General features: G+C 72.5%; 17 protein-coding genes. 14 read left to right on the top strand and 3 right to left on the bottom strand.

The features are described from left to right. Positions 1-76: 76 nt before the first annotated feature. From DEJ46_RS11670 to gatB, 5 genes are all read left to right on the top strand, one after another. Positions 77-2,191, top strand: a complete 2,115-nt coding sequence (locus tag DEJ46_RS11670; protein ID WP_150265820.1) for a putative bifunctional diguanylate cyclase/phosphodiesterase — start codon at positions 77-79, stop codon at positions 2,189-2,191. Positions 2,192-2,284: 93 nt separating this feature from the next. After that, entirely contained in the window at positions 2,285-2,581 is a 297-nt protein-coding gene (gatC, locus tag DEJ46_RS11665) for an Asp-tRNA(Asn)/Glu-tRNA(Gln) amidotransferase subunit GatC (RefSeq protein ID WP_015036350.1), read from the top strand. A 6-nt stretch (positions 2,582-2,587) separates the two neighbouring features. Beyond that, entirely contained in the window at positions 2,588-4,087 is a 1,500-nt protein-coding gene (gene gatA, locus DEJ46_RS11660) for an Asp-tRNA(Asn)/Glu-tRNA(Gln) amidotransferase subunit GatA (RefSeq protein ID WP_150265818.1), read from the top strand. Positions 4,088-4,092: 5 nt separating this feature from the next. Further along, positions 4,093-4,326 carry a hypothetical protein gene (locus DEJ46_RS11655; RefSeq protein ID WP_150274336.1) on the top strand — a complete coding sequence of 78 codons (234 nt, stop codon included), beginning with the start codon at positions 4,093-4,095 and terminating at the stop codon, positions 4,324-4,326. A gap of 16 nt (positions 4,327-4,342) precedes the next feature. Beyond that, positions 4,343-5,854 (top strand): Asp-tRNA(Asn)/Glu-tRNA(Gln) amidotransferase subunit GatB, encoded by a 1,512-nt coding sequence (gatB, locus tag DEJ46_RS11650; RefSeq protein WP_150265816.1) that lies wholly within the window; start codon positions 4,343-4,345, stop codon positions 5,852-5,854. Between the two features lie 64 nt (positions 5,855-5,918). Here the strand turns inward: gatB and DEJ46_RS11645 are convergent, their stop codons facing one another. Then, positions 5,919-6,551, bottom strand: coding sequence for an RICIN domain-containing protein (locus tag DEJ46_RS11645; protein ID WP_190622586.1), 633 nt, complete (start codon positions 6,549-6,551; stop codon positions 5,919-5,921). A 309-nt stretch (positions 6,552-6,860) separates the two neighbouring features. Here DEJ46_RS11645 and DEJ46_RS11640 point away from each other — a divergent pair, with 309 nt between their 5' ends. From DEJ46_RS11640 to DEJ46_RS11615, 6 genes are all read left to right on the top strand, one after another. After that, positions 6,861-8,963 (top strand): phosphocholine-specific phospholipase C, encoded by a 2,103-nt coding sequence (locus tag DEJ46_RS11640; RefSeq protein WP_150265812.1) that lies wholly within the window; start codon positions 6,861-6,863, stop codon positions 8,961-8,963. A gap of 197 nt (positions 8,964-9,160) precedes the next feature. Continuing rightward, entirely contained in the window at positions 9,161-11,395 is a 2,235-nt protein-coding gene (locus tag DEJ46_RS11635) for an MMPL family transporter (protein WP_150265810.1), read from the top strand. Beyond that, complete coding sequence (locus DEJ46_RS11630) at positions 11,373-11,939, top strand: GNAT family N-acetyltransferase (protein ID WP_150265808.1); 567 nt, start codon at positions 11,373-11,375, stop codon at positions 11,937-11,939. The genes DEJ46_RS11635 and DEJ46_RS11630 overlap by 23 nt, the downstream gene beginning before the upstream one ends. A gap of 35 nt (positions 11,940-11,974) precedes the next feature. Beyond that, the gene (locus tag DEJ46_RS11625) at positions 11,975-12,589 is read left to right on the top strand and encodes a hypothetical protein (protein ID WP_150265806.1); all 615 of its coding nucleotides are present in this window, start codon (positions 11,975-11,977) and stop codon (positions 12,587-12,589) included. A gap of 161 nt (positions 12,590-12,750) precedes the next feature. Beyond that, positions 12,751-12,939, top strand: coding sequence for a hypothetical protein (locus DEJ46_RS11620; protein WP_150265804.1), 189 nt, complete (start codon positions 12,751-12,753; stop codon positions 12,937-12,939). 7 nt (positions 12,940-12,946) lie between these two features. After that, the gene (locus tag DEJ46_RS11615) at positions 12,947-16,003 is read left to right on the top strand and encodes a helix-turn-helix transcriptional regulator (RefSeq protein ID WP_150265802.1); all 3,057 of its coding nucleotides are present in this window, start codon (positions 12,947-12,949) and stop codon (positions 16,001-16,003) included. 188 nt (positions 16,004-16,191) lie between these two features. Here DEJ46_RS11615 and DEJ46_RS11605 read toward each other — a convergent pair whose 3' ends face one another. Together DEJ46_RS11605 and DEJ46_RS11600 are read right to left on the bottom strand one after the other, a co-directional pair. Then, entirely contained in the window at positions 16,192-17,346 is a 1,155-nt protein-coding gene (locus DEJ46_RS11605) for a PQQ-dependent sugar dehydrogenase (protein WP_150265798.1), read from the bottom strand. A 104-nt stretch (positions 17,347-17,450) separates the two neighbouring features. After that, positions 17,451-18,473 (bottom strand): aldo/keto reductase, encoded by a 1,023-nt coding sequence (locus DEJ46_RS11600; protein WP_150265796.1) that lies wholly within the window; start codon positions 18,471-18,473, stop codon positions 17,451-17,453. A gap of 75 nt (positions 18,474-18,548) precedes the next feature. Here DEJ46_RS11600 and DEJ46_RS11595 point away from each other — a divergent pair, with 75 nt between their 5' ends. The 3 genes from DEJ46_RS11595 (at position 18,549) to DEJ46_RS11585 (ending at position 24,863) form a co-directional block, all read left to right on the top strand. After that, positions 18,549-19,514 carry a 2-hydroxyacid dehydrogenase gene (locus DEJ46_RS11595; protein WP_190622584.1) on the top strand — a complete coding sequence of 322 codons (966 nt, stop codon included), beginning with the start codon at positions 18,549-18,551 and terminating at the stop codon, positions 19,512-19,514. Between the two features lie 441 nt (positions 19,515-19,955). Further along, a complete protein-coding gene (locus tag DEJ46_RS11590; protein ID WP_411757742.1) occupies positions 19,956-22,787 on the top strand; it encodes a putative bifunctional diguanylate cyclase/phosphodiesterase in 2,832 nt (943 codons plus the stop codon). A gap of 228 nt (positions 22,788-23,015) precedes the next feature. Continuing rightward, positions 23,016-24,863: an acetolactate synthase large subunit gene (locus tag DEJ46_RS11585; RefSeq protein WP_150265794.1), complete on the top strand. Its 1,848-nt coding sequence runs from the start codon at positions 23,016-23,018 to the stop codon at positions 24,861-24,863. The last annotated feature ends 18 nt before the right edge of the window (positions 24,864-24,881 follow it).

Genomic DNA, 24,881 nt, shown 5'->3' with positions numbered 1-24,881 from the left:
CGGCCCGACGCCGGACGGCCGCGCGAGCGCGGCCCATCACACACCGACGGCACCGCTGCTTGTGAGAGGGACGGGAATGGAACCGACCGAGAGCGTCGCCCCGGCCCCACGGCCGTTCGGCCGTGTGGTCCCCACGGGCCTCACCTCCCGGCTGCCCGCAGCCGTGGTGGGCCTCGCCGCCGTCGTGCTCGTCGCCGGCCTCCAGCGGGCCCTGAGCACCGGACACGGACTCTTCCCCGGCGGCGCCGCGGGCTGGTCCCTCGCCGTCCTCACCGGCCTCATCGTCGGTCACCTGGTCGCGCTCGGGCGCGACCGCTGGTGGGGCGGCACGGGCTCCGGCGCCGCCCTCACCCTCGCCGTGCTCCTGCTGTACGGCTGGGTGCCCGCCGGACTCGTCTCGCTGACCGTCGTCGCCCTCGTCGGCGCCGCCCGCCGGCACCGCTGGCGACAGGGCCTGCTGCACGGCGCCGCCGACGTCCTCGGGGTCGGCGCCGCCGCCCTCGTCCTCGCCGTCTTCGGAGACGTACCGACCGTCGAGGAGCCCTGGCAGCCCCTCGACTGGACCATCGGGGACCTCCCGGAAGTCGTCCTCGCCGCGGCGGCCTACCTCGTGGTGACCCGGATCCTGCTGTGGTACACGCTCGCGCCCCAGGGCCGCGGACTGCCCACCATCGCCCGCACCGCCCTCCTCCGGCAGGGGCTCGTCGCCGTCGCCCTGCTCGGCATCGCCCCGCTCATCTGCGTCGTCGCCGCCACCCGGCCCGTCCTCCTGCCCCTCTTCGCGTTCCCCCTCATCGCCCTCGACTCCACCCTCTGGATCGCCCGGGCCCGCGCCGAGGAACAGCTGCGCGACCCCCTGACCGGACTCCCCAACCGCCAGTGGCTCCTGGAGCGGGCCTGGACCGCCCTGGAGGAGGCCGAGGGCGAAGGCGCCCGCGCCGCCCTCGTCCTGATCGACCTCGACCGCTTCCGGTCGGTCAACGACACCCTCGGACACCTCGCCGGCGACCGGCTGCTCCTCCAGATCGCGGAACGGCTCCGCCTCGCCCTGCCCCACGGCGCCGAGGCCGCCCGGCTCGGCGGCGACGAGTTCGCCGTCCTGCTGCCCACGGCCGACTCCACCACCAGCGCCCAGCGCGTCGCCCGCCACCTCGTCGCCGAACTCTCCTCCCCGCTCGACCTCGACGGACTCACCCTCGTCCTGGAGGCCAGCGCGGGCGTCGCCGTCTTCCCCGACCACGCCCTCGACGCCGAGGGCCTGCTGCGCCGCGCCGACGTCGCCATGTACCAGGCCAAGCGGGACCGCACGGGCGTCGAGGTCTACGAGTCCAAGCGCGACTCCAACACCCCCGACCGGCTCGGCCTCCTCGGCGACCTGCGCCGCGCCCTCGACGCGGGCGAGGTCGAACTCCACTACCAGCCCAAGGTCCGCTTCGACGGCCAGGTCGCGGGCCTGGAGGCGCTCGTCCGCTGGGTCCACCCGGAGCGCGGGAAGGTTCCGCCGGACGAGTTCATCGCCATCGCCGAGTCCTCCGGCCTGATGCCCCACCTCACCGAGTACGTCCTGGAGACCGCCCTCGCCCAGGTCGCCCGCTGGCGCAGCCAGGGCCTCAACGTCCCGGTCGCCGTCAACGTCTCGCCGCGCGACGTCCACACCCCCGGCTTCGCGGGTGCCGTCGCCGCCCGCCTCGCCCGCCACGGCGTCCCGGCCGGCGCCCTCCAGCTGGAGATAACCGAGCACGTGCTCCTGGAGGACCCCCAGCGGGCCGCCGACACGCTCAACGGCCTCACCGGCCACGGCGTCAAGATGTCCCTCGACGACTTCGGCACGGGCTACTCCTCCCTCGTCCACCTGCGCCGGCTGCCCGTCAGCGAACTGAAGATCGACCGTTCCTTCGTCGCCCGGCTCGCCGTCGACACCGAGGACGCCGAGATCGTCCGCTGCACCCTCGACCTCGCCCACTCCCTCGGCCTCCTCGTCGTCGCCGAGGGCGTGGAGGACGACGAGACCTGGGAGCGCCTCCGCGACCTGGGCTGCGACGCGGTCCAGGGCTGGCTGGTCGCCGCCGCGATGCCGCCCGCCGAGGCGACCGCCTGGCTCCTGGCCCGCGGCGAGCACGGCTGGCGCCGCCCCGCCGACATCGCCGCCGAGGTCGCCCTCGACCAGCCCTCCGGCCAGGTCGTCCCGTAGGACGTGTCACGCCCCGGGCCGACCGTTTCACGGGGAGCGGCACCGGCCCCATAGGATGGACCAAACCATCAAGCTCACCCCGTGAGGAACCGCATGCCTGGCATCACGCGCGAGGAGGTCGCCCACCTCGCCCGGCTGGCGCGTCTGGAGCTGAAGGGCGAAGAACTCGATCACTTCGCCGGCCAGCTCGACGACATCATCGGCGCGGTCGCCCGCGTCTCCGAGGTCGCCGACCAAGACGTTCCGCCGACCTCCCACCCGCTGCCGCTGACCAATGTCATGCGCGCGGACGAGGTCCGTCCGTCGCTCACCCCTGAGCAGGCGCTCTCCGGCGCCCCGGCCCAGGAGCAGCAGCGTTTCAAGGTGCCGCAGATCCTGGGGGAGGACTAAGAAGTCATGACGGACAACATCATCATCAAGCTCACGGCCGCCGAGATCGCCGGGAAGATCGCCGCCGGCGAGCTCACCGCCGTCGAGGTGACCGAGGCCCACCTCGCCCGTATCGAGGCCGTCGACGAGAAGGTCCACGCCTTCCTGCACGTCGACCGCGAGGGCGCTCTCGCGCAGGCGCGCGCCGTCGACGAGAAGCGCGCCCGCGGCGAGAAGCTCGGCCCGCTGGCCGGCGTCCCGCTCGCGCTCAAGGACATCTTCACCACCGTCGGCATGCCGACGACCGTGGGCTCGAAGATCCTCGAGGGCTGGATCCCGCCGTACGACGCGACCCTGGTCAAGAACCTCAAGGCCGCCGACGTCGTCATCCTCGGCAAGACCAACATGGACGAGTTCGCGATGGGCTCCTCCACGGAGAACTCCGCCTACGGTCCGACCGGCAACCCCTGGGACCTGACCCGGATCCCCGGCGGCTCCGGCGGTGGCTCGTCCGCCGCCCTCGCCGCGTACGAGGCCCCTCTCGCCATCGGCACGGACACCGGCGGTTCCATCCGCCAGCCCGCCGCCGTCACCGGCACCGTCGGCGTCAAGCCGACCTACGGCGGCGTCTCCCGCTTCGGCATGGTGGCCTTCTCCTCCTCCCTCGACCAGGGCGGCCCCTGCGCCCGTACGGTCCTGGACGCGGCCCTCCTGCACGAGGCGATCGCCGGGCACGACCCGCTCGACTCGACCTCCATCGACGCCCCGGTCCCGCCGGTCGTCGAGGCCGCCCGGAACGGCTCGGTCGCCGGCATGCGCGTCGGCGTCGTCAAGCAGTTCCGCGGCGAGGGCTACCAGGCCGGTGTCGTGCAGCGCTTCGACGAGTCCGTCGAGCTGCTCAAGTCGCTGGGCGCCGAGATCGTCGAGCTGGACTGCCCGACCTTCGACCTCGCCCTGTCGGCGTACTACCTGATCGCGCCGTCCGAGTGCTCCTCGAACCTGGCCCGCTTCGACGCCATGCGCTACGGCCTGCGGGTCGGCGACGACGGCACGCGGTCCGCCGAGGACGTCACCGCCCTCACCCGTGAGGCCGGCTTCGGCGACGAGGTCAAGCGCCGCATCATCCTCGGTACGTACGCGCTGAGCTCCGGCTACTACGACGCGTACTACGGCTCGGCCCAGAAGGTCCGGACCCTCATCACCCGCGAGTTCGAGAAGGCCTTCGAGGAGGTGGACGTGATCGTCTCCCCGACGACCCCCACCACCGCCTTCCCGATCGGCGAGCGCGCCGACGACCCGATGGCGATGTACCTCGCGGACCTGTGCACCATCCCGACCAACCTGGCCGGCAACGCCGCGATGTCGCTGCCCTGCGGCCTCGCGCCCGAGGACGGTCTGCCGGTCGGCCTGCAGATCATCGCTCCCGCCATGAAGGACGACCGGCTGTACAAGGTCGGCGCCGCCGTCGAGGCCGCCTTCGTGGAAAAGTGGGGGCACCCGCTGCTTGAGGAGGCTCCGTCGCTGTGAGTGCCATGGCAAAGAAGGCCAAGAACTTCAAGAAGTCGAAGACCGGCATCTACGTCTCGCTGGCGACCACCGCGTTCGGCGCCGTCAGCGTCGCGAAGCAGGCCAAGCTGGCCCGCAACGACAACGACATGCTGCGGCTGATCGACTCCGCCGTGTCCGCCGCCGCCATCGTTACCGGCCTGGCGATCCTCTACCGGGAGCTCAAGCGCCTGGGCGACGACGACGTCCTGCTGGGCTGAGAGGGAAAGTCTCACCGTGACTGTCACTGAACTGCTGTCGTACGACGCGGCCCTCGCGGCGTTCGACCCCGTCATGGGCCTGGAGGTCCATGTCGAGCTCGGCACCAAGACGAAGATGTTCTGCGGCTGCTCGACCGAGCTGGGCGCCGAGCCGAACTCGCAGACCTGCCCGACCTGCCTCGGCCTGCCCGGCTCGCTGCCGGTGGTCAACGCGATCGGCGTCGAGTCCGCGATCAAGATCGGCCTCGCGCTGAACTGCGAGATCGCCGAGTGGTGCCGCTTCGCCCGGAAGAACTACTTCTATCCGGACATGCCGAAGAACTTCCAGACCTCCCAGTACGACGAGCCGATCGCCTTCAACGGCTACCTGGACGTCCAGCTGGAGGACGGCGAGATCTTCCGCGTGGAGATCGAGCGCGCCCACATGGAGGAGGACACCGGCAAGTCCACCCACATCGGTGGCGCGACCGGCCGCATCCACGGCGCCTCGCACTCGCTGCTCGACTACAACCGCGCCGGCATCCCGCTCATCGAGATCGTCACCAAGCCGATCGAGGGCGCCGGCGAGCGGGCCCCCGAGGTCGCCAAGGCGTACGTCGCCGAGCTGCGCGAGCTGATCCGCGCCCTGGGCGTCTCCGAGGCGCGCATGGACAAGGGCCAGATGCGCTGCGACGTGAACCTGTCGCTGCGCCCGAACGGCACCAAGACCTTCGGCACCCGCTCGGAGACGAAGAACGTCAACTCGCTCCGTTCGGTCGAGCGTGCGGCGCGCTTCGAGATCCAGCGCCACGCGGCCGTGCTCACCTCCGGTGGCACGATCGTGCAGGAGACCCGTCACTTCCACGAGGACGACGGCTCCACCACCTCCGGCCGTATCAAGGACAACGCCGAGGACTACCGGTACTTCCCGGAGCCCGACCTCGTCCCCGTCGCCCCGGCCCGCGCGTGGGTCGAGGAGCTGCGTGCCGGTCTGCCCGAGCTGCCGCGGGTGCGCCGCAACCGCCTGCGCGAGGAGTGGGGCGTGTCCGAGCTGGACATGCAGTCCATCCTGAACGCGGGCGCGGTCGACTCGATCGTCGCCACGATCGAGGCGGGCGCGGACTCGGCCTCGGCCCGCAAGTGGTGGATGGGCGAGCTCGCCCGTAACGCCAACGAGCAGGGTGTCTCGCTGGAGGAGCTGGCGATCACCCCGTCGGACGTGGCCCGGGTCTCCGCCCTGGTCTCCGCCGGTGATCTGAACGACAAGCTGGCCCGTCAGGTCATCGAGGGCGTCCTCGCCGGCGAGGGCACCCCGGACGAGGTCGTCGAGAAGCGCGGTCTGAAGGTCGTCTCCGACGACGGCGCGCTCGGCACGGCGGTCGACGAGGCCATCGCGGGCAACGCGGGCATCGCCGACAAGATCCGCGGCGGCAAGGTCGCCGCGGTCGGCGCCCTGGTCGGCGCGGTCATGAAGGCCACCCGCGGCCAGGCGGACGCGGCGAAGGTCAAGGACCTGATCCTGGAGAAGCTGGGCGTCAGCGAGGGCTGATCCCCGCCCCTTCCGTACGACGGCGGTGCCCCGGGTTCCGAGAGGACCCGGGGCACCGTCCTGCTCACTTCCAGAAGTGGTCGAGCCAGCCGCCGCAGCCGAACTGGATGACGGCGGCCCCGTCGTTCTTGCTGCCGTTCAGGACGGCGAGGCACTTGCCGCTGTTCCAGTTCACGAACTGGTTGGCCTGCTTGGCGCTGTCGTAGCGCAGGGTCCAGTACTGGTCCACGTACAGGCCGCAGGGGTACTGGGTGGCGCGGGCGTAGTCGGCGGTACTGGCGGCGTCGACCGACAAGCACATGCCGCTGTTCATGTTCCGGACGGAGTACCAGCGCCGACCGTCGCCGGTGGTGACCTCGTGGCGGATGTCCCAGTAGTGGTCGGCCCAACTGTCGCAGCCCCACTGGATCAGCCCCTCGGCGGGCTGGTGGCTGCCACCGGGGACGGCCAGGCAGCGGCCGGAGTTGGCGTTCTTGAGCCAGCCGAAGGCGTTGACGCCGAGGGGTGCGACGGACGCGGGGTCGCCCCCGGCACGCGGAACGGACTTGCCGACGGCGCCGGGCCTGACGTCGACGGGGACCGGGGCCTTCGGCTCGGCGGCGGAGCCTGTCGCACCGGAGCCCAGGAGCAGGGCCGCCGCGGCGGCGAGCGCGAGGGCGGGGCGGGCGAGCGATCGAGCGATCAGTCGGGTGTTCACGAGTCCTCCAGGTGAGGTTCGACGACCCGGAAAGGCTGGCAGTCCCCCGAGAAGGAAGCCAACGCTCCATCAGATATGGCTCGTTCCCGAAGCCGCCCCGGCTCTCCGACCTCGGGCGCCGGGGCGGGAGCCGTCCGTGCTCGCCCTCGCCGGGCGGCCGGAAAGCACTTGGACTCCCGTTCCGTTCCCTTGGACGTTCATCGCCGCGCCCTCGCCGGGTCTTCTCTGTGTCATCCCGGCTCACTACCGTCCCCGTCGTACCACCAATGGCTCGAAGGCGAACCATTGGCCGTCGACTGGAGGTCGGTCTTGTCATCCGAGAAGTCTCCCGAGCTGTCCCGCAGAAGGCTCCTCGCGCTGGGCGGCGGCGCCTTCGGTGTCGCCGCGGCCGGCTCGTTGCTGCCGCCGTCCCTGCAGGCGGCGATGGCCGCGGAGCCCCCGGCCGGCGGCATGGAGGCGGTGCGGCACGTGGTGATCCTCATGCAGGAGAACCGTTCCTTCGACCATTACTTCGGCACCCTCCGCGGTGTCCGGGGATTCGGCGACCGCAACGCCATCGAGCTGCCTTCCGGAAAGCCGGTGTTCGAGCAGCCCGCCGCGCTCGGCAGGACCGTGCTGCCGTTCCCGATCCGCGGCGCCGCCGAGACGCAGCAGAAGGACCTCCAGTACATCGGCGACCTCGACCACTCCTGGAGCGGCGGCGGCAAGGCCTGGCGCGGCGGCTGGATGGACGGCTGGGTCTCGGCCAAGACGGCCGCCACCATGGCGTACTACGACCGGCGCGACATCCCCCTGCACTACGAGCTCGCCGACACCTTCACCATCTGCGACGCCTACCACTCGTCCGTCCACACCTCGACGAGCCCGAACCGCAACCACCTCTGGTCCGGCTGGACCGGCTTCGAGGCCGACGGCACCCGCGCCGTCACCAACGCCGCGTACGCCGAGGGCACCCACCCCGGCTACGGCTGGCCCACCTACGCCGAGCGGCTCGAAGCCGCCGGGCGGAGCTGGAAGACGTACACGGAGTGGGAGAACTTCACCGACAACAACATCGAGTTCTTCACCACCTTCAAGAAGATCGCCCGGAAGGCGCTCGCGCCCACTGGCGGGCACACCTTCATGGAGTCCTTCTACGCCGCGGTCCGCGACACCGGGGACCCCTCCGAGCGGACCCGCCTCCTCGGGCTCCTGGAGGAGGGCGTCGCGACGCTCACCGAGGGCGAGCGCTCCCTCTTCGAGCGCGGACTGCGCCGGGTCGAGAGCGGCACCCTCGCCGACGCCTTCCGCGCCGACATCGCCGCCGGCACGCTCCCCGAGGTCTCCTACCTCGTGCCCTCCGCGATCGACTCGGAGCACCCCGGTTCCTCCTCGCCGATCGCCTCCGCGAGCCTCGTCTACAAGGTGCTCGACGCCCTCGGCTCGCACCCGGACGTCTGGCGCCACACCGTCGTCCTGATCAACTACGACGAGAACGACGGCTTCTTCGACCACGTGCCGCCTCCGGTCCCGCCCGCCGAGAACACGGACGAGCGCTGGAAGGGGCAGCCCACCGGACTCGGCATCCGCGTCCCGCTGCTCGTCGTCTCCCCCTGGTCCGTCGGCGGCTACGTCTGCTCCGAGACCTTCGACCACACCTCCGTGATCCGCTTCCTGGAGAAGCTGACCGGCATCGCCGAGCCCAACATCACGCCCTGGCGCCGGGCCGTCACCGGCGACCTCACCTCCGCCTTCGACTTCAAGCGCGGCCGCCGGCAGCCGCCCGTGGAGCAGCCCGGCCCGATCCCGCCCTTCACCGGCCGCTGGCGGCCGCAGCCCCCGGCAGTCCAGCAGATGCCGGTCCAGGAGCCCGGCACCCGCCCGGCCCGGCCCCTGCCGTACCAGCCGGACGCCTCCGCGACCGTCGCGCCCGGTGCCGTGACCGTGGCCCTGCGCAACACCGGCAGGGCGAGCGCGCACTTCGCCCTCTACCCGTACGCGGGCGAGTTCGCCGTCCCGCAGCACCGGGACGTCAGGGGGACGGGGGAGTGGACCGTCCCCGTTACGGGTGATCATTACCGCTTCACGATCACCGGCCCGAACGGCTTCCGCCGGGAGTTCGAGGGCCCCGCGGCCGGCGGCGCCGAGCTCGCCACCCGCCTCGACCACCACGACCGTGACCTGCACCTCACCGTGCGGAACACGGGCACGGCCCCGCTCGCCTTCACCGTCCGGCCGCTCGGATACGTCGACGAGCGCGACCTCGCCGACTGGACCCGCACGGTCAGGGTGAAGCCCGGGAAGACCCGTACGGTCGTGCACTCGGCCGCCGACGCGCACGGCTGGTACGACGTCGAGGTCACCGCGCCCGGTGGCTTCCGCCGCCGCCTCATGGGTCACATCGAGAACGGGCGCCCCAGCGTCTCCGGATGACCGCAGCGTCTCCGGTCGGTTCCCCTCCGTGCGCGGGGGTCAGGACCTCGGTCCCGAACCCCCACGCACGGCTGTGAGCATCGACACGAAAGGGGCAAACGATCACGTTTGGCTGCAAGAGTGGGCGCAATTAGGTCATGCGTTCTTCTCGGGCCGCTCCCGTGCAAGATCCACGAACCACCCAGGGAGCACGTCACTTGGCAGCCATCGCCCGATGGTGCATCCGGCACCGTCTCGTCGTCGTCCTCCTCTGGCTTCTCGCGCTCGGCGGGGTCGGCACCGGCGCGGTTCTCGCCGGCAGCGCGTACTCCAACGACTACGAGGTCCCCGGCACCGAGTCGGGCCGGGCCACCGCCCTCCTCGACCGCGGCTTCCAGGGCCTCGGCGGCGACAGCGGCACCATCGTCTGGCACACCGAGCAGGGCAGCGTCCGCGCCGACGCCGTCGAGCAGCGGACGACCGCGATGCTCGACAAGGCCGCCGAGCTCCCCGGGGTCGCCGCCGTCACCTCCCCGTACGGGGACGCGGCCGGCCAGATCAGCGAGGACGGGCACACCGCCTACGCCACCGTCACCTTCGACGCGCAGGCCGACGACATCCCCGAGGCCCAGGCCCAGGCCCTCGTCGACACCGCGAAGGCCGTCGCCTCCGACGACCTCCAGGTCGAGCTCGGCGGCACCGCCGTCGCCCTCACCGAGGCCCCCGGCGGCCACATCGCCGAGGTCGTCGGCGTCGCCGTCGCGGCCGTCGTCCTCTTCCTCGCCTTCGGCTCGCTCGCCGCCTCCGTGCTCCCCATCGCGACCGCGCTGGTCAGCGTCGGCATCGCGTACTCCGGGATCGTCCTCCTCGGCCACCTGATGACCGTCGCCGACTTCGCACCCATGCTGGGCATGCTCGTCGGCCTCGGGGTCGGCATCGACTACGCGCTCTTCATCGTCACCCGGCACCGGAAGGGCCTGAAACGCGGGCTCCCCGTGCCCGAGGCCGCCGAGATCGCCGTCGCCACCACCGGCCGCGCCGTCGTCTTCGCCGGAGCCACCGTCTGCATCGCGCTGCTCGGCATGCTGATCCTGCGGCTCAGCTTCCTCAACGGCGTCGCCATCGCCGCCTCCCTCACCGTCGTCCTCACGGTCGCCGCCTCCGTCACCCTGCTGCCCGCGCTGCTCTCGCTCATCGGCATGCGCGCCCTCTCCCGGCGCGAACGGCGGGCCCTCGCCGAGCACGGGCCGCAGCTCGAGCTCCCCACCGGCTTCGCCGCCCGCTGGTCCGCCTTCGTCGAGCGCCACCCCAAGCTCCTCGGGGCCGTCGCCGCCGTCGTCATGGGCGTCCTCGCGCTGCCCACGCTCTCGCTCCACCTCGGCACCTCCGACCAGGGCAACGGCCCGGCCACCGCGACCACCCGGCAGGCGTACGACCTGATCGCCGAGGGCTTCGGGCCCGGCGTCAACGGCCCCCTCACCCTCGTCGCCGGGCTCGACGGCGCCGACGACCGGGTCGCCCTCGACCAGCTGCCGGCCGCCCTGTCCGCCACCAAGGGCGTCGCGTCCGTCTCCCCGGTCACGTACAACAGCTCCGGCGACACCGCCGTCCTCACCGTCGTCCCCGACTCCTCGCCCCAGTCCAAGGCGACCAGCGAGCTCGTCGACCGGCTCCGCACGGACGTCCTCCCGAAGGCCGAGGCCGGCACCTCCCTGGACGTGCACGTCGGCGGCGTCACCGCCTCCTACGACGACTTCGCCGAGATCATCGTCGGCAAGCTGCCGCTCTTCATCGGCGTCGTCATCGCCCTCGGCTGCCTGCTGCTCCTGCTTGCCTTCCGCTCGATCGGCATCCCGCTCAAGGCCGCCGCCATGAACGTCGCCGCCGTCGCCGCGGCCTTCGGCATCGTCGTGGCGATCTTCCAGTGGGGCTGGGGGAGCGAGCTCCTCGGCCTCGGCAGCGCGGGACCGATCGAACCCTTCCTTCCCGTGATCATGGTCTCCGTCCTCTTCGGGCTCTCCATGGACTACCAGGTCTTCCTGGTCAGCCGGATGTACGAGGAGTGGCTGGAGACCGGTGACAACCGGCGGGCGGTCCGGGTCGGCCTCGCCGAGACCAGCCGGGTGATCAACTCCGCGGCCGTCATCATGATCGCGGTCTTCCTCGCCTTCGTCCTCTCCGGCGACCGGGTCATCGCGATGTTCGGCATCGCGCTCGCCTCGGCCGTCGCCCTCGACGCCTTCGTCCTGCGCACCCTCCTCGTCCCCGCCCTCATGCACATGCTCGGCGGCGCGAACTGGTGGCTGCCGAAGCGGCTCGACCGGATCCTGCCCAGGATCAGCATCGAGCCGCCCGAGAGCCGCGCCGCCGCGGACGCCCGTGCGAAGATCCCAGGGCAACGTGTGACGGCGGTCGAGAAGGAGAACGACGATGTTCGCGATATCGCTGGGTGACGACGGCGCCGAACTGCGGCCCCTGGAGCCCTGGCAGGCGGAGGAGTTCCTCGCCCACATGGACCGGGGCCGGGAGTTCGTCGGAGAGCACATCGCGCTCCCGGACTTCGTCGCGGACCTCGACTCCGCCCGCTCCTTCCTCCGCTCGTACGCCGAGAAGGCCGCGAACGACGCCGGACGCATCTACGGCATCTGGACCGAGGGCACGCTCGTCGGCGGGGTCCTCTTCCGGACCATGGACGTGACGCACGGGATCGCCGAGGCCGGCTGCTGGCTGGAGCCCTCCGCCGCCGGGAAGGGCCTGATCACCCGGGCCTGCCGGGTCATCATCGACTGGGCGGTCGAGGAGCGCGGCATCCACCGCGTGGAGTGGCACGCCTCCTCGAAGAACGGGCCGAGCGTCGCCGTCGCCCGCCGCCTCGGCATGACCAAGGAGGGTGTGCTGCGCGAGAACTACCCGCACCGCGGCACCCGAGCCGACACCGAGGTCTGGGCCGTCCTCGCCCCCGAGTGGCGCGCGGCGAAGGAGCGGCCGGCGTCTTAAGGCGGTTCTCATGTGGGCCGCCTAGCGTGCGCCGCATGGACATCACGAAGACCGACGAGAAGACCGCCGAGACGGCGACCGAGCCGAAGACCGAGGCCTCCTCGGAGGTCGAGACGGCCACCGAGGCCGGCCAGGAGCCGGCCGCGCCGGCCGAGCCGGACGCCCGCGCCGCCTCGGCCGAGCCGGCCGACGACGCCTCGGCCGACGACGCGCCTGATGACGAGCTGGATGACGACGAGCTGGACGAGCTTCTGGCCGAGTCGCCCGCCGGCACCGGCGTCGGCGCCGGCGGCGCGGCCGTCGTCTCCGCCGCCCTCGGCGCCGTCGCGCTCACCGGCACCTGGACGGGCAAGGTCGTCTCCGAGCGCGAGACGCTCATCGGGCAGATCAGCAGCCAGAACGGCCCCCCGGCCCAGCAGATCTCCGAGATCTACGGCGACGCCTGGCACAGCACCGCCCTGGTCAACGGCCTCTTCTCGCTGCTCGCGCTCGTCACCGCCGTCCTCGTCCTGGTCCTCGCCCGCCCCGAGCGCCCCGTCTGGGTCCGGGCGGTCGCCCTCGGCGGCGCCGTCCTGGGCGGCCTCGGACTGCTCCTGTCGGCCGGTACCTACTTCGACCTCTTCCTGAGCCTGCCCACCACCGGGTCCTGAGCGGGGTACCCGTACCGCCTAAGGACCCCCTGAGGCACGTCTAAGGCCCCCCGCAGCCCGAACATGCGGCACTCGCCCGATGTGACGGGACCCCCTGGGAAACGAGAGTAGAGGCATCGCAAGGAGCGATACCGAAACCCGAAACCACCAGGGAGCACCCGATGTTCGCGTACGAACTCCACCGCATCAACCACGCCCAGCTCGTCCGTGAGGCCGCCGCCCAGCGCCTCGGCCACCAGGCCGCCGGGGCCCCCCGGGGCCTGCGTCTCTTCGGGCGCCGGCATGGCGGCCACGGCACGGAGGGGCGGGTGACCGGCGGCGACCGGGGCCGCTTCGTCCGGGCCGCGTGACCCCCGTATGAGCGACCGTACGGATGGCTGTGCGATGCTCGGCGCCGTGGAGACCAGGTCAGTCAGCCCCGTCTTCGTCGGCCGCGCCGGCGAACTCACCGCCCTCACCGAGGCGCTCTCCCGCGCGACCGCGGGAGAGCCCCAGGCGCTGCTCGTCGGCGGTGAGGCGGGCGTCGGCAAGACCCGGCTCATCGAGGAGTTCCTCGACACGGCCTGCGACCGGGGCGCCGTCGTCGCCCTCGGCGGCTGCGTGGAACTCGGCGCCGACGGCCTGCCCTTCGCGCCCTTCGCCACCGCCCTGCGCTCGCTCCACCGTCAGCTGCCCGACGAACTGACCGCCGCCGCCGACGGCCAGGAGGGCGAACTCGCCCGGCTCCTCCCCGAACTGGGCGACCCCGGCAGCCACGAGCCCTCCGACGAGGACGCCACCGCCCGCCTCTTCGAACTCACCGTGCGGCTCCTGGAGCGGCTCGCCGCCGACCGCACCGTCGTGCTCGTCCTCGAAGACCTGCACTGGGCCGACACCTCCACCCGGCACCTGCTCACCTACCTCCTCCGCACCCTTCGCCGCGGCCGGATCGTGGTCGTCGCCAGCTACCGCGCCGACGACATCCACCGCCGCCACCCGCTGCGCCCCCTCCTCGCCGAGCTCGACCGGCTCCGCACCATCCGCCGCATCGAGCTCTCCCGCTTCACCCGCACCGAGGTGCACCGCCAGCTCACCGGCATCCTCGCCGCCGAACCCGCCCCCGGGCTCGTCGAGGAGGTCTTCGAACGCTCCGACGGCAACGCCTTCTTCGTCGAGGAGCTCGTCGTCTCCCACGAGGCCGGCTGCGCCCTCGGCCAGCTCAGCGACTCCCTGCGCGACCTCCTGCTCGTCCGGGTCGAGGCGCTCACCGAGGACGCCCAGCGGGTCGCCAGGATCGTCGCCGAGGGCGGCTCCACCGTCGAGTACGGACTGCTCGCCGCCGTCGCACGGCTCACCGAGGACGAACTCATCGAGGCGCTCCGGGCCTGCGTCGGCGCCAACATCCTGCTCGCCGTCCCCGACGGCGACGGCTACCGCTTCCGCCACTCCCTCGTCCGCGAGGCCGTGAGCGACGACCTGCTCCCCGGCGAACGCTCCCGCCTCAACCGGCGCTACGCCGAGGCCCTGGAGGCGGACCCCTCGCTCGTCCGGCCCGACGAGCGGGCCACCCGCCTCGCCACCTACTGGTACCACGCGCACGACCCGGCCCAGGCCCTCCCGGCCGTCCTCCGCGCCTCCGTCGCCACCCGAAAGCGCCACGCGTACGCCGAGCAGCTCCGGCTCCTGGAGCGGGCCATGGAGCTCTGGGACGAGGCCCCCGCCGAGATCCGCCGCGGGCTGCGGCCCATGGACTACGCCGAGGCCTACCCGCCCTGCGGCTGCGACCCCGAGACGACCCCGCTCGGCTACCTCGACCTCCTCGCCGAGGCGGCCGTCGCCGCCCGTCTCTGCGGCGAACACGAACGCGCAGTGAAGATCGGCCGGATGGCGCTCCGCCTCCTCGACGGCGAGGACGTGCACGACCCCCTGCGCGCCGCCTGGTTCTGGAGCGAGAAGGCCCGCCTCCAGTCCAACCTCGGCCGCGGCGACGGCTCGGAGGAGATCGCCCGCGCCCAGGAACTCGTCAAGGGCCTCCCGCCGTCCGCCGTCCACGCCGCCGTCCTCGTCGGCGCCGCCGGCTGGGGCATGCTCCGCAACCCCGGTCCCGATGCCCTCGCCGCCGCCGAACGCGCCGTCGAGTACGCCCGGCACGTCAAGGCCGAGTCGATCGAACTCAACGCCCGCCTCACCCTCGGCACCATCATGACCGCCGCCGGGGACGTCGAGGCCGGTCTCGCCGAGATGCACGAGGTCCGGGAACGGACCACGGCCCTCGGCCAGTTCAGCGAGGCCTCGCGCGCCCACATCAACATCTCCTCTTCCCTCGAAGCCCTCGGCCGCTCCCGCGAGGCCGTCGAGATCGCCGACGCCGGCATCCACCTCACCCGCTCCTACGGACTCGTCGGCAGCGTCGGCTGGATCGAGGCCAACCGCGCCGAGTCCCTCTTCTCTCTCGGCCGCTGGGACGAGGCGCAGCAGGCCGCCGAGCGGCTCCAGCACTCGGTGACCAGCATCAAGCCCCGCGGCTCGGCCTCCCTCCGGCTCGCCCAGCTCGCCGTCGCGCGAGGCGACCTCGAAGCGGCCGGCCGCCACCTCGCCGACGCCCGCGCCGTCTACGGCACCCGCGACCCGATCCCGCAGTACACGCTGCCCATGGCCCAGGTCGCGATCGCCGTGGCCGCCGCCGAGGGCCGCGTCCAGGACGTCCGGGCGCAGCTCGCGACCGCCGCCGAGGGCGGCTTCCCGCCCGGCACCCACCGCTACGGCTGGCCGCTCGTCCTCACCGCCGCCGCCGCGGAGGCCGACAGTCGGGGACTGCCCGCCGCCGCCGAGGGCCGCGCCGAGGCCCTCGCCCTGATCCGCCGCTGCGTCCGCGACCTCGCCGCTCCGGCCCCTGTCTGGGCCGCGCACTCCCTCCAGGTCTCCCAGGAGCTGGCCCGGGCCGAGGGCAGCGATTCCGCCACCCGCTGGGCCGAGGTCGTCGCCGCCTACGAGCCGCTGGACCGCCCCGCCCATCTCGCCCGCGCCCGCCACCGCCACGCCGACGCCCTGCTCGTCGAGGGCGGCCGCAGGGAGGAGGCCACGGCCCTGCTCCGCGAGGCCCACACCACCGCACTCCGTCTCGGGGACCGCCCGCTCCGCGAGGACGTGGAACTCCTCGCCGCCCGCGCCCGCCTCTCCCTGGCGCCCGAGAAGCAGCTCCCGGCGCCCGCGGAGCCCGGCGACGACGGCTTCGGCCTGACCCCGCGCGAGCAGGACGTCCTGCGCCTGGTCGCGGCAGGCCGCACCAACCGGCAGATCGCCGAGGAGCTCTTCATCTCACCGAAGACGGCGAGCGTCCACGTCTCCAACATCCTCGCCAAGCTCGGCGTCGCCGGCCGGGGCGAGGCCGCCGCCCTCGCCCACCGTCTCCACCTCCTCGACACGGCCCTCTGACCCCGGCCGGGGGATCCGTATCGTCACGCGGCCCGAGGTGAGGTCTATCGGGCCGCGCCCCGGGGCCATGTTCTTGGGGTCTTCCGGGTCCTCCCGGGTGAGGGCCTGCCGGCGCATCTCGTCCTCGGCGTGCCGGCGTCCCGGCGCGAAGAGCTCCGCGATCGGATCGAACACGGTCACCGCCTCCCTCACCTCACCTCCAGCCGGAGGATCCTGTCGTCGCCGGGCTCGGGCGTGCCCCGGGTGTCCGTCTCGCTGCTCACCAGCCAGAGCCGGCCGCCGCCCCCGGCGAGAACCGTGCGCAGGCGTCCGTACTCACCTGACAGGAACGCCTCGGGCTCCCCTGACCGTTCCGCGCCGGAGAGCGGAATCCGCCACAGTCGCTCGCCCCTGAGCCCGGCCATCCAGATCGCGCCCCGCGCATAGGCGATGCCGCTCGGGGAGGCCTCCGAGGTCGGCCACTGGGCCACCGGATCCACGAACCCCTCCCGGCCCGCCTGCCCCTCGGCCTCGGGCCAGCCGTAGTTCTTCCCCGGCTCGATCAGATTCAGCTCGTCCCAGGTGTTCTGCCCGAACTCGGCCGCCCACAGCCGCCCGTCCGCGTCCCAGGCGATTCCCTGCACATTCCGGTGCCCGTAGGTGTAGACGACCGAGCCGGGGAAGGGGTTGCCCGGTGCCGGTCTGCCCTCCGGCGTCATCCGCAGGATCTTCCCGCCGAGCGAGGCCCGGTCCTGGGCCAGACCGGTCACGCCCGTCTCGCCCGTGCCCGCGTAGAGCATCCCGTCCGGCCCGAAGGCGATCCGTCCGCCGTTGTGCACGGACGCCTTCGGGATGCCGGTCAGCACCGGCTCCGGCGCCCCGAGCCGGTCGCCGTCCCCGCCTCCGTACCGCATGCGCACGATGCGGTTGTCCGAGGCGGCCGTCAGGTACGCGTAGACCCAGCCGTCGTGGACGGCGAGTCCCATGAGCCCGCCCTCACCGCCCGGCACCACCCCCGGCACCTCGCCGAGCGAGGTCTTCGCGCCGCTTCTCCCGTCGACCCGGGTGATCGTCCGCTCGTCCCGCGAGGAGACCAGCAGGTCGCCGCCCGGCAGCTCGGCCAGGCCCCAGGGCGACTCCAGGCCCTCGGTGAGCGTGCCCGCCACCGACACGCGCCCACCCGGGGACGTGGCCCCGGAAGCCGGTGCCGAGGCGGAGGCCGACCCCGAGGCCGACGCCGACGCGGGCGGAGCCGTACCCGGACGCTCCCCGGAACCACCCGAGGAATCGCCCGAGGAGCAGCCCGCGACGAGCATCAGCGCGGCGGCGCCCCACAGGGCCTTCAGCACAACAGGACGGCTCATGGTCAACGGTCCCCTTCGACGAGTCGAGCGGCATCCCTTCACTCTTCATACACCGCTCGACCCGATCGGGTTCCCGCCCGCGGACGCCGATTCCCGCGTGGCGCTCAGTCCCACGACCCCCGGGGCGCCGGCAGCGCCGCGATCTCCGCGAGATCCCCCGCCGTCAGCCGCAGCCCGGCCGCCCGAGCGTTCTCCACGACCCACCGCTCCCGCTTCGCTCCCGGCACCGGTACGACGTGCCGCCCGCGGCCGAGCACCCACGCCAGCGCGACCTGCGCCGGGGTGACATCGGCCCCGTGCCGCGCGGCGACCCGCCGCAGGCCCGCCACGAGCGACTGGTTCGCCGCCATCATCTCGGCCGTGAAGCGCGGGTGCCGGGCGCGCGGATCGTCCGACTCGAAGCCGCCGCCCGGGGTCAGCGTCCCCGTGAGGAAACCGTTCCCCAGCGGCATCGCCGCCAGGAAGCCCACCCCGCGGGCCGCGCACCACGGCAGCAGGCGGACGAGCGCCTCGGGCGACCACACCGACAGCTCGGCCTCGACCGCCGCCACGGGGAAGACCTGTTGGATCCGCTCCAGTTGACGGATCGTTCCCTCATAGCCGTCGCGGGCGGTCCCGGTCGCACCCCTGCGGGCCGACCGGGCGCCGACCGCGCACAGCCCGAGCGCCCGCACCTTGCCCGCCGACACCAGCTCGGCCATCGCGCCCCAGGTCTCCTCGACCGGCACCTCGGGGTCGGCGCGGTGCAGCTGGTAGAGGTCGATCACATCGGTCTGGAGCCGCCGCAGCGAGGCGTCGCAGGCCCGACGCACGTACCCCGGCCTGCCGTTGGCGACCACGTGGCGGCGCTCGCCGCCGTCGCCGACGAGCAGTCCGCACTTCGTCGAGACGAAGGCCTCCGCCCGTCTCTCCTTCAACACCCGCCCCAACAAAAGCTCGTTGGTGAACGGCCCGTACATGTCGGCGGTGTCGAGGAGGCTCATGCCGGCGTCAAGTGCCGCGTGCACGGTCCGCAGTGAGCGGTCCCCCCGTTGCTGCGAACGGCTGTACGCCCAGTTCATCGGCATGCACCCCAGGCCGATCGCACCCACGTCGAGCGCCGTCGCCCCGATAGTCCTGCGCTCCACCTGCCGGTACCCCTCCCTGTGCCGTCCCCCAAAGTAACCAATGGAGCGCGGGATTCTTCGCATAGCCTCCCGGTCATGAGATTCGAAGACAGCGCCGCCGACGTGTGGCTTCCGGTTCCCGCGGACGAGATCGAAGGACTCCCCGCACCGGGCGACTCCGGCCTGAACTACCGCTTCTGGGACGGCGGACCGGACTTCCCGGCCGATCCCGCTCGCTGCGCCTTCTACGTCGTCCCGTACATGAAGGGGTCGGAGATCGCCGTACGGCCGCTGGCGGCGATGACCTCCCTCCGGGCCGTGCAGACGCTCTCCGCGGGCATCGACCACGTCACGCCCGGCATTCCCGCCCTGCGTCCCGGGGTCGCCCTCTGCAACGCCAAGGGCGTGCACGAGGCCAGCACCGCCGAGCTCACGCTCGCGCTGATCCTGGCCTCGCTGCGCGGCATCCCCGGCTTCGTGCGCGGCCAGGACGCCGAGGAGTGGCGGGCCGGCTTCTATCCCGCGCTCGCCGACAAGTCCGTGCTGATCGTGGGGTACGGGTCGATCGGCGCCGCCATCGAGGACCGGCTCGCGCCGTTCGAGTGCGCGCGGGTGGCGCGCGTCGCGCGCTCCGCGCGCGCAACGGAGCGCGGTCCGGTCCACGCTCTCGCGGAGTTGCCCGCCCTGCTGCCGGAGGCCGACGTGGTCGTCCTGTCGACTCCGCTCACGCCCGCGACCCACCACCTCGCCGACGCCGGCTTCCTGGCCAGGATGAAGGACGGGGCGCTGCTCGTGAACGTCGCCCGCGGGCCCGTCGTGGACACGGCCGCGCTGCTCAAGGAGGTCGAGAGCGGGCGGATCACGGCGGCGCTCGACGTCACCGACCCGGAACCGCTGCCGGCCGGGCATCCTTTGTGGCACGCTCCCGGTGTCCTGATCAGTCCCCATGTGGGCGGTTCCACTTCGGCGTTCATGCCACGCGCGAAGCGGCTGATCGCGGGACAGCTGCGGCGGTTCGCGGCGGGGGAGGGGCTGGCCAACGTCCTCCTCACGACCGGTTGAGCCGCGGGGAAAGCGGCCGGCCGGGGCGGGTGGCGTGCGCCCCCGACGCGCGCCGCTCACAAGCCCCCAGGTAGTCACGGAGAGTACTGCGACCCTGTCCCTGAGTGACGGTCCTGGTGTATCGTCCCGAAGCGGGGGGACTGCGTCGATGACGGGCTGACGCTGGGGAGCGAAGTGACGGGTCATCAGATTTCGAGGGGGGCGACGGGTGAAGCACGGCCGGAGGACCGACGATCCGACGCGGCGGCGACGCCGCCGGCAAGCCTCCCGCGCCTCGCTTCCGGCCTCGCGCGTTCGGTGCCGGACCAGGCCAAGCCGTTCCGTGCGCCACGCGCCGCCGGACCGCACGACTGTGACGGGCACGCCCCCGGGGGTGCCGAGGAGCCGCCCGCGCGCCCGCACGAGCCGTCCGGGTGCGGTGGCGCGGCGCCGGAGGGGCCGGTGAGCGCGCCCGGGGCCGTCATCGCGCGCAGCCCCGTCGGCGGCGACCCCGGGCATCCCGGCCGGGATCGTTCCGGAATCGGCTCGATCGTCGCTCAAGTCGCCCTGGGACTCATCTGCGCCGGCTACACGACCGGCGCCTCGCTCGGCTGGGGATCGCCGGAACTGGCCCTCTTCATGGGTGACTTCGGACTCAGCGCCGCCGCGCTCACCGCCGCGGTCTCCTGCTTCCTCTACGCCCGCGCCCACCGCGGCAGCGACCGCCCCGCGTGGCTGCTCTTCGCCTTCTCCTCCCTCATGGCCGCCTCGGGGAACGCGGTGTGGGGGTGGTACGAGGTCGTTCTGCGGACGCAGGTGCCCGACTCATCCATCGCGGATCTCTTCTTCTTGCTCTTCGCGCCGCCCGCCGTCGTCGGGCTCCTCGTCCTGGCCAAGAAGCCCGTCACCCGGGCCGGCTGGGTCTGTCTCGGACTCGACGCCTGGCTCATCGGCGGCTCCCTGCTCACCCTCTCCTGGAGCCTCGCCCTCGCCCGTACCGCGCACTTCGAGGGCGAGTCCGTCGCCCAGGCCGCCCTGTCGCTGGCGTACCCGCTGCTCGACATCGTCCTGGTCAGCATGGTCCTGGCGCTGCATTTCCGGCGCTCCCAGGCGAACCGCTCGGCGACCAACACCGCGATCGCCGCGCTCGCCCTGACCGTCCTCTGCGACGCCCTGTTCACCTCGCCGCTGCTCCGCGAGAACTACGCCTCCGGCCAGCTCCTCGACGCCGGCTGGTTCGCCGGCTCCCTGCTCCTGGCGTACGCGCCCTGGGGCGTGCGGCGGCTGCCCGACAGCAGCGCCGCCGGCCGCGGGCCCTGGCTGCACAGCCGCCCGGTCGCGGGCTCGCTCGCCGCCCTCACCCCGTACCTCGCCGCCGCCGTCTGCACCCTCGGCATCCTGTACAACGTCGTCGAGGGCCGCAGGGTCGACCGGGTCGTCGTCCTCACCGGCTGCGCCGTCGTGCTCGCGCTCGTCGTCCGGCAGGGCATCATGCTCCTCGACAACATCGCGCTCACCCACGAACTGGCCCAGAAGGAGAACCACTTCCGGTCCCTCGTGCAGGGCTCGAGCGACGTCATCATGATCGCCGCGCCGACCGGGATCCTCCGCTACGTCAGCCCCGCCGCCGCCGGCGTGTACGGACGCGAGGCCGACGAACTCATCGGCTCCGAGCTCGCCTCCCTCATCCATCCCGAGGACCTCGGCGCCGTCGTCCACGAGGTGCGCCGCTTCCTCGCGGCCTCGCCCGCCGACGAGCCCACCACCCGCATCGAGTGCCGCTTCCGCTCGGGCCGCGGAGACTGGCTCAACGTCGAGTCGACCGTCAACCGCCACCAGGGCGGCCTCATCTTCAACAGCCGGGACGTGACCGAACGGGTCCGCCTCCAGGCCCAGCTCCAGCACAACGCGGAGCACGACCCGCTCACCGACCTGCCCAACCGGGCGCTCTTCACCCGGCGGGTCCGGCAGGCGCTCAGCGGCCGCAGGTCCTCCGACCCCGGCACCGCCGTGCTCTTCATCGACCTCGACGGCTTCAAGGGGGTCAACGACCGCCTCGGCCATCAGGCCGGCGACGACCTTCTCGTCCAGGCCGCCCGCCGCCTCCAGGAGTCCGTGCGGGCCGGGGACACCGCCGCCCGGCTCGGCGGCGACGAGTTCGCCGCCCTGATCCTCGGCGACGGCGGCCGCGAGCAGGACGCCCGGGAGACCCAGGTCCAGGAGATCGCCGACCGGCTCCGGCTCACGCTCTCCCGGCCGTACCGGGTCGACGGCGGCAACGAGGTGCGGGTCGCCGCGTCCATCGGTGTCGCCTTCGCCGAGCCCGGCATGGAGGCGGGCGACCTCCTGCGCAACGCCGACCTCGCGATGTACCGGGCCAAGGCCGCCGGCAAGGACCGCGTCGAGCTGTACGCGCCCCAGATGCAGGCCGAGGTCGTACGGCGGACCGAGCTGGCCGCCCGGCTGCGCACCGCTCTCCACGACGGCGAGTTCGCCCTGCTCCACCAGCCGGTCGTCGACCTCGCCACCGGCCGGATCTCCGCCGTCAGCGCCCAGGCGCGCTGGCGCTCGACCCAAGGCATCCTCTTCACCCCCGCCGAGTACCTCCGCGTCACCGACGACGGCGAGCGCACCGCCGAGCTCGGCCGCTGGCTCCTCGAAGAGGCGGTGGAGCAGGCCGCCGAGCGCGCCGGAATCGGTCACCGCACACCCGTGTCCATCCGGCTCTCGGCCTGCCGTCTTCTGGACCGCTCGCTCCCGCTCGGCTCCGTCGAGTCGCTGCTCACGCGGCACGGGCTGCCGTCCGGCTCGCTGATCATCGAGCTCGCGGACAGCGACACGCGGACCTCGCTCGACGAGCTGGAGCAGCGCCTCGTGACCCTGCGCCGCCTCGGGGTGCGGATCGCGCTCGACGGATTCGGCAGCGGACATGTGGCGATCGACGCCCTTCGGCGGCTTCCCGTCGACATACTGAAGCTGGACCGAGGGCTCGTCGAGGGCGTGGTCGAGTCCGCCCGGCTCCGCAAGATCACCCGAGGGGTGCTCCGCATCGCCGGCGAGCTCGGCCTGCAGACCGTCGCCGAGGGCGTCGACGTACCGGAGCAGGTGCTCGCGCTGCGTGCCATGGGCTGCAGTCACGCCCAGGGCATGGCCTTCTCGGGCCCGCTCGACGAGTACCGCCTGCGCAGGGCCCTCGTACGGGACGAGTACCCGCTCCCCGGAGCGGTCCCCGTGAGGGCCGGAAACCGTCCCCCGTTCCGCTCAAATACTGAGACGCCCGTCCCACCCACTTGACACCGGTGAGGTGGGAGAGGGAGGGTCAGTGCCATGCGCACCCGAATTCTCGTACTTGGAAAGCGCGTCGGCTGAAGCAGGGCCACCGTAGGCCCGGCTGAGAAAGCATCCGACGCGCTCCCCTCGCTTGCCTCACGGCACGAGGGGTTTTTTGTTGCACTGGATCACCCCCAAGTCGACGTAAACCCTCTCAAAACACCTCGCAAAAACCCTCTGCTTCGAGAAGAGATGCTGATGACCGACCAGGCCACCGGGCACCATCCGCAGCCGCGGCCCCGTAGCGGCGCGCAGCCGACCGTCGAGCACGTCACGGGCGCGCAGTCCCTCATCCGTTCTCTCGAGGAAGTCGGCGCCGACACCGTCTTCGGCATTCCGGGCGGCGCGATCCTCCCGGCCTACGACCCGATGATGGACTCGCAGAAGGTGCGCCACATCCTGGTCCGTCACGAGCAGGGCGCGGGCCACGCCGCGACCGGCTACGCACAGGCCACGGGCAGGGTCGGCGTCTGTATGGCGACCTCCGGTCCCGGTGCGACGAACCTCGTCACCCCGATCGCCGACGCGCACATGGACTCCGTCCCGCTCGTCGCGATCACCGGCCAGGTCGCCTCGAAGGCGATCGGCACGGACGCCTTCCAGGAGGCGGACATCTGCGGCATCACGATGCCGATCACCAAGCACAACTTCCTGGTCACCAAGGCCGAGGACATCCCGCGGACGATCGCCGAGGCCTTCCACATCGCCTCCACCGGCCGCCCCGGCCCGGTCCTGGTCGACATCTCCAAGGACGCCCTCCAGGCGAAGACCACTTTCAGCTGGCCGCCGCAGACCGACCTGCCCGGCTACCGCCCGGTGACCAAGCCGCACGCCAAGCAGATCCGCGAGGCCGCGAAGCTGATCTCCGCCGCCAAGCGGCCCGTCCTGTACGTCGGCGGCGGTGTCATCAAGGCCGGCGCCACCGGCGAGCTGAAGATCCTCGCCGAGCTCACCGGCGCCCCGGTCACCACCACCCTGATGGCCCTCGGTGCCTTCCCCGACAGCCACCCGCTGCACGTCGGCATGCCCGGCATGCACGGCGCGGTCACCGCGGTCACCGCGCTCCAGAAGGCCGACCTGATCGTCGCCCTGGGCGCCCGCTTCGACGACCGCGTCACCGGCAAGCTCGACAGCTTCGCCCCGTACGCCAAGATCGTCCACGCGGACATCGACCCGGCCGAGATCGGCAAGAACCGCGCGGCCGACGTCCCGATCGTCGGTGACGCCCGCGAGGTCATCGCCGACCTGGTCCAGGCCGTCCAGGCCGAGCACAGCGAGGGCAACAAGGGCGACTACACCGCCTGGTGGAGCGACCTGAACCGCTGGCGCGAGACCTACCCGCTCGGCTACGACCTGCCGGAGGGCGGCAGCCTCTCGCCGCAGCAGGTCATCCAGCGCATCGGCCAGCTCGCCCCCGAGGGCACGATCTTCGCCGCGGGCGTCGGCCAGCACCAGATGTGGGCCGCCCACTTCATCGACTACGAGCAGCCGGCCACCTGGCTGAACTCCGGCGGCCTCGGGACGATGGGCTACGCGGTCCCCGCCGCGATGGGCGCCAAGGCCGGCATGCCGGACCGCACGGTCTGGGCGGTCGACGGCGACGGCTGCTTCCAGATGACCAATCAGGAACTCACCACCTGCGCGCTGAACAACATCCCGATCAAGGTCGCCATCATCAACAACGGCGCCCTCGGCATGGTCCGCCAGTGGCAGACGCTGTTCTACAACCAGCGCTACTCCAACACGGTCCTGCACTCCGGCCCGGACGACGTCAACCCGGATGCCAAGGGCACCCGCGTCCCCGACTTCGTCAAGCTCTCCGAGGCCATGGGCTGTGTCGCCCTGCGCTGTGAGGACCCGGCCGACCTGGACAAGGTCATCGCCGAGGCGAACGCCATCAACGACCGCCCGGTCGTCATCGACTTCATCGTCCACGAGGACGCCCAGGTCTGGCCCATGGTCGCCGCGGGCACCTCGAACGACGAGGTCATGGCCGCGCGGGGCGTGCGTCCCGACTTCGGCGACGGCGAAGACGACTGACAGCGAAGAGCGAAAAGG

It is taken from the genome of Streptomyces venezuelae (assembly GCF_008642375.1).
GTDB classification, from domain to species: domain Bacteria; phylum Actinomycetota; class Actinomycetes; order Streptomycetales; family Streptomycetaceae; genus Streptomyces; species Streptomyces venezuelae_G.
Note: the sequence above shows the minus strand (reverse complement) of the source record. Positions and strands in the feature narration are given on the sequence as shown.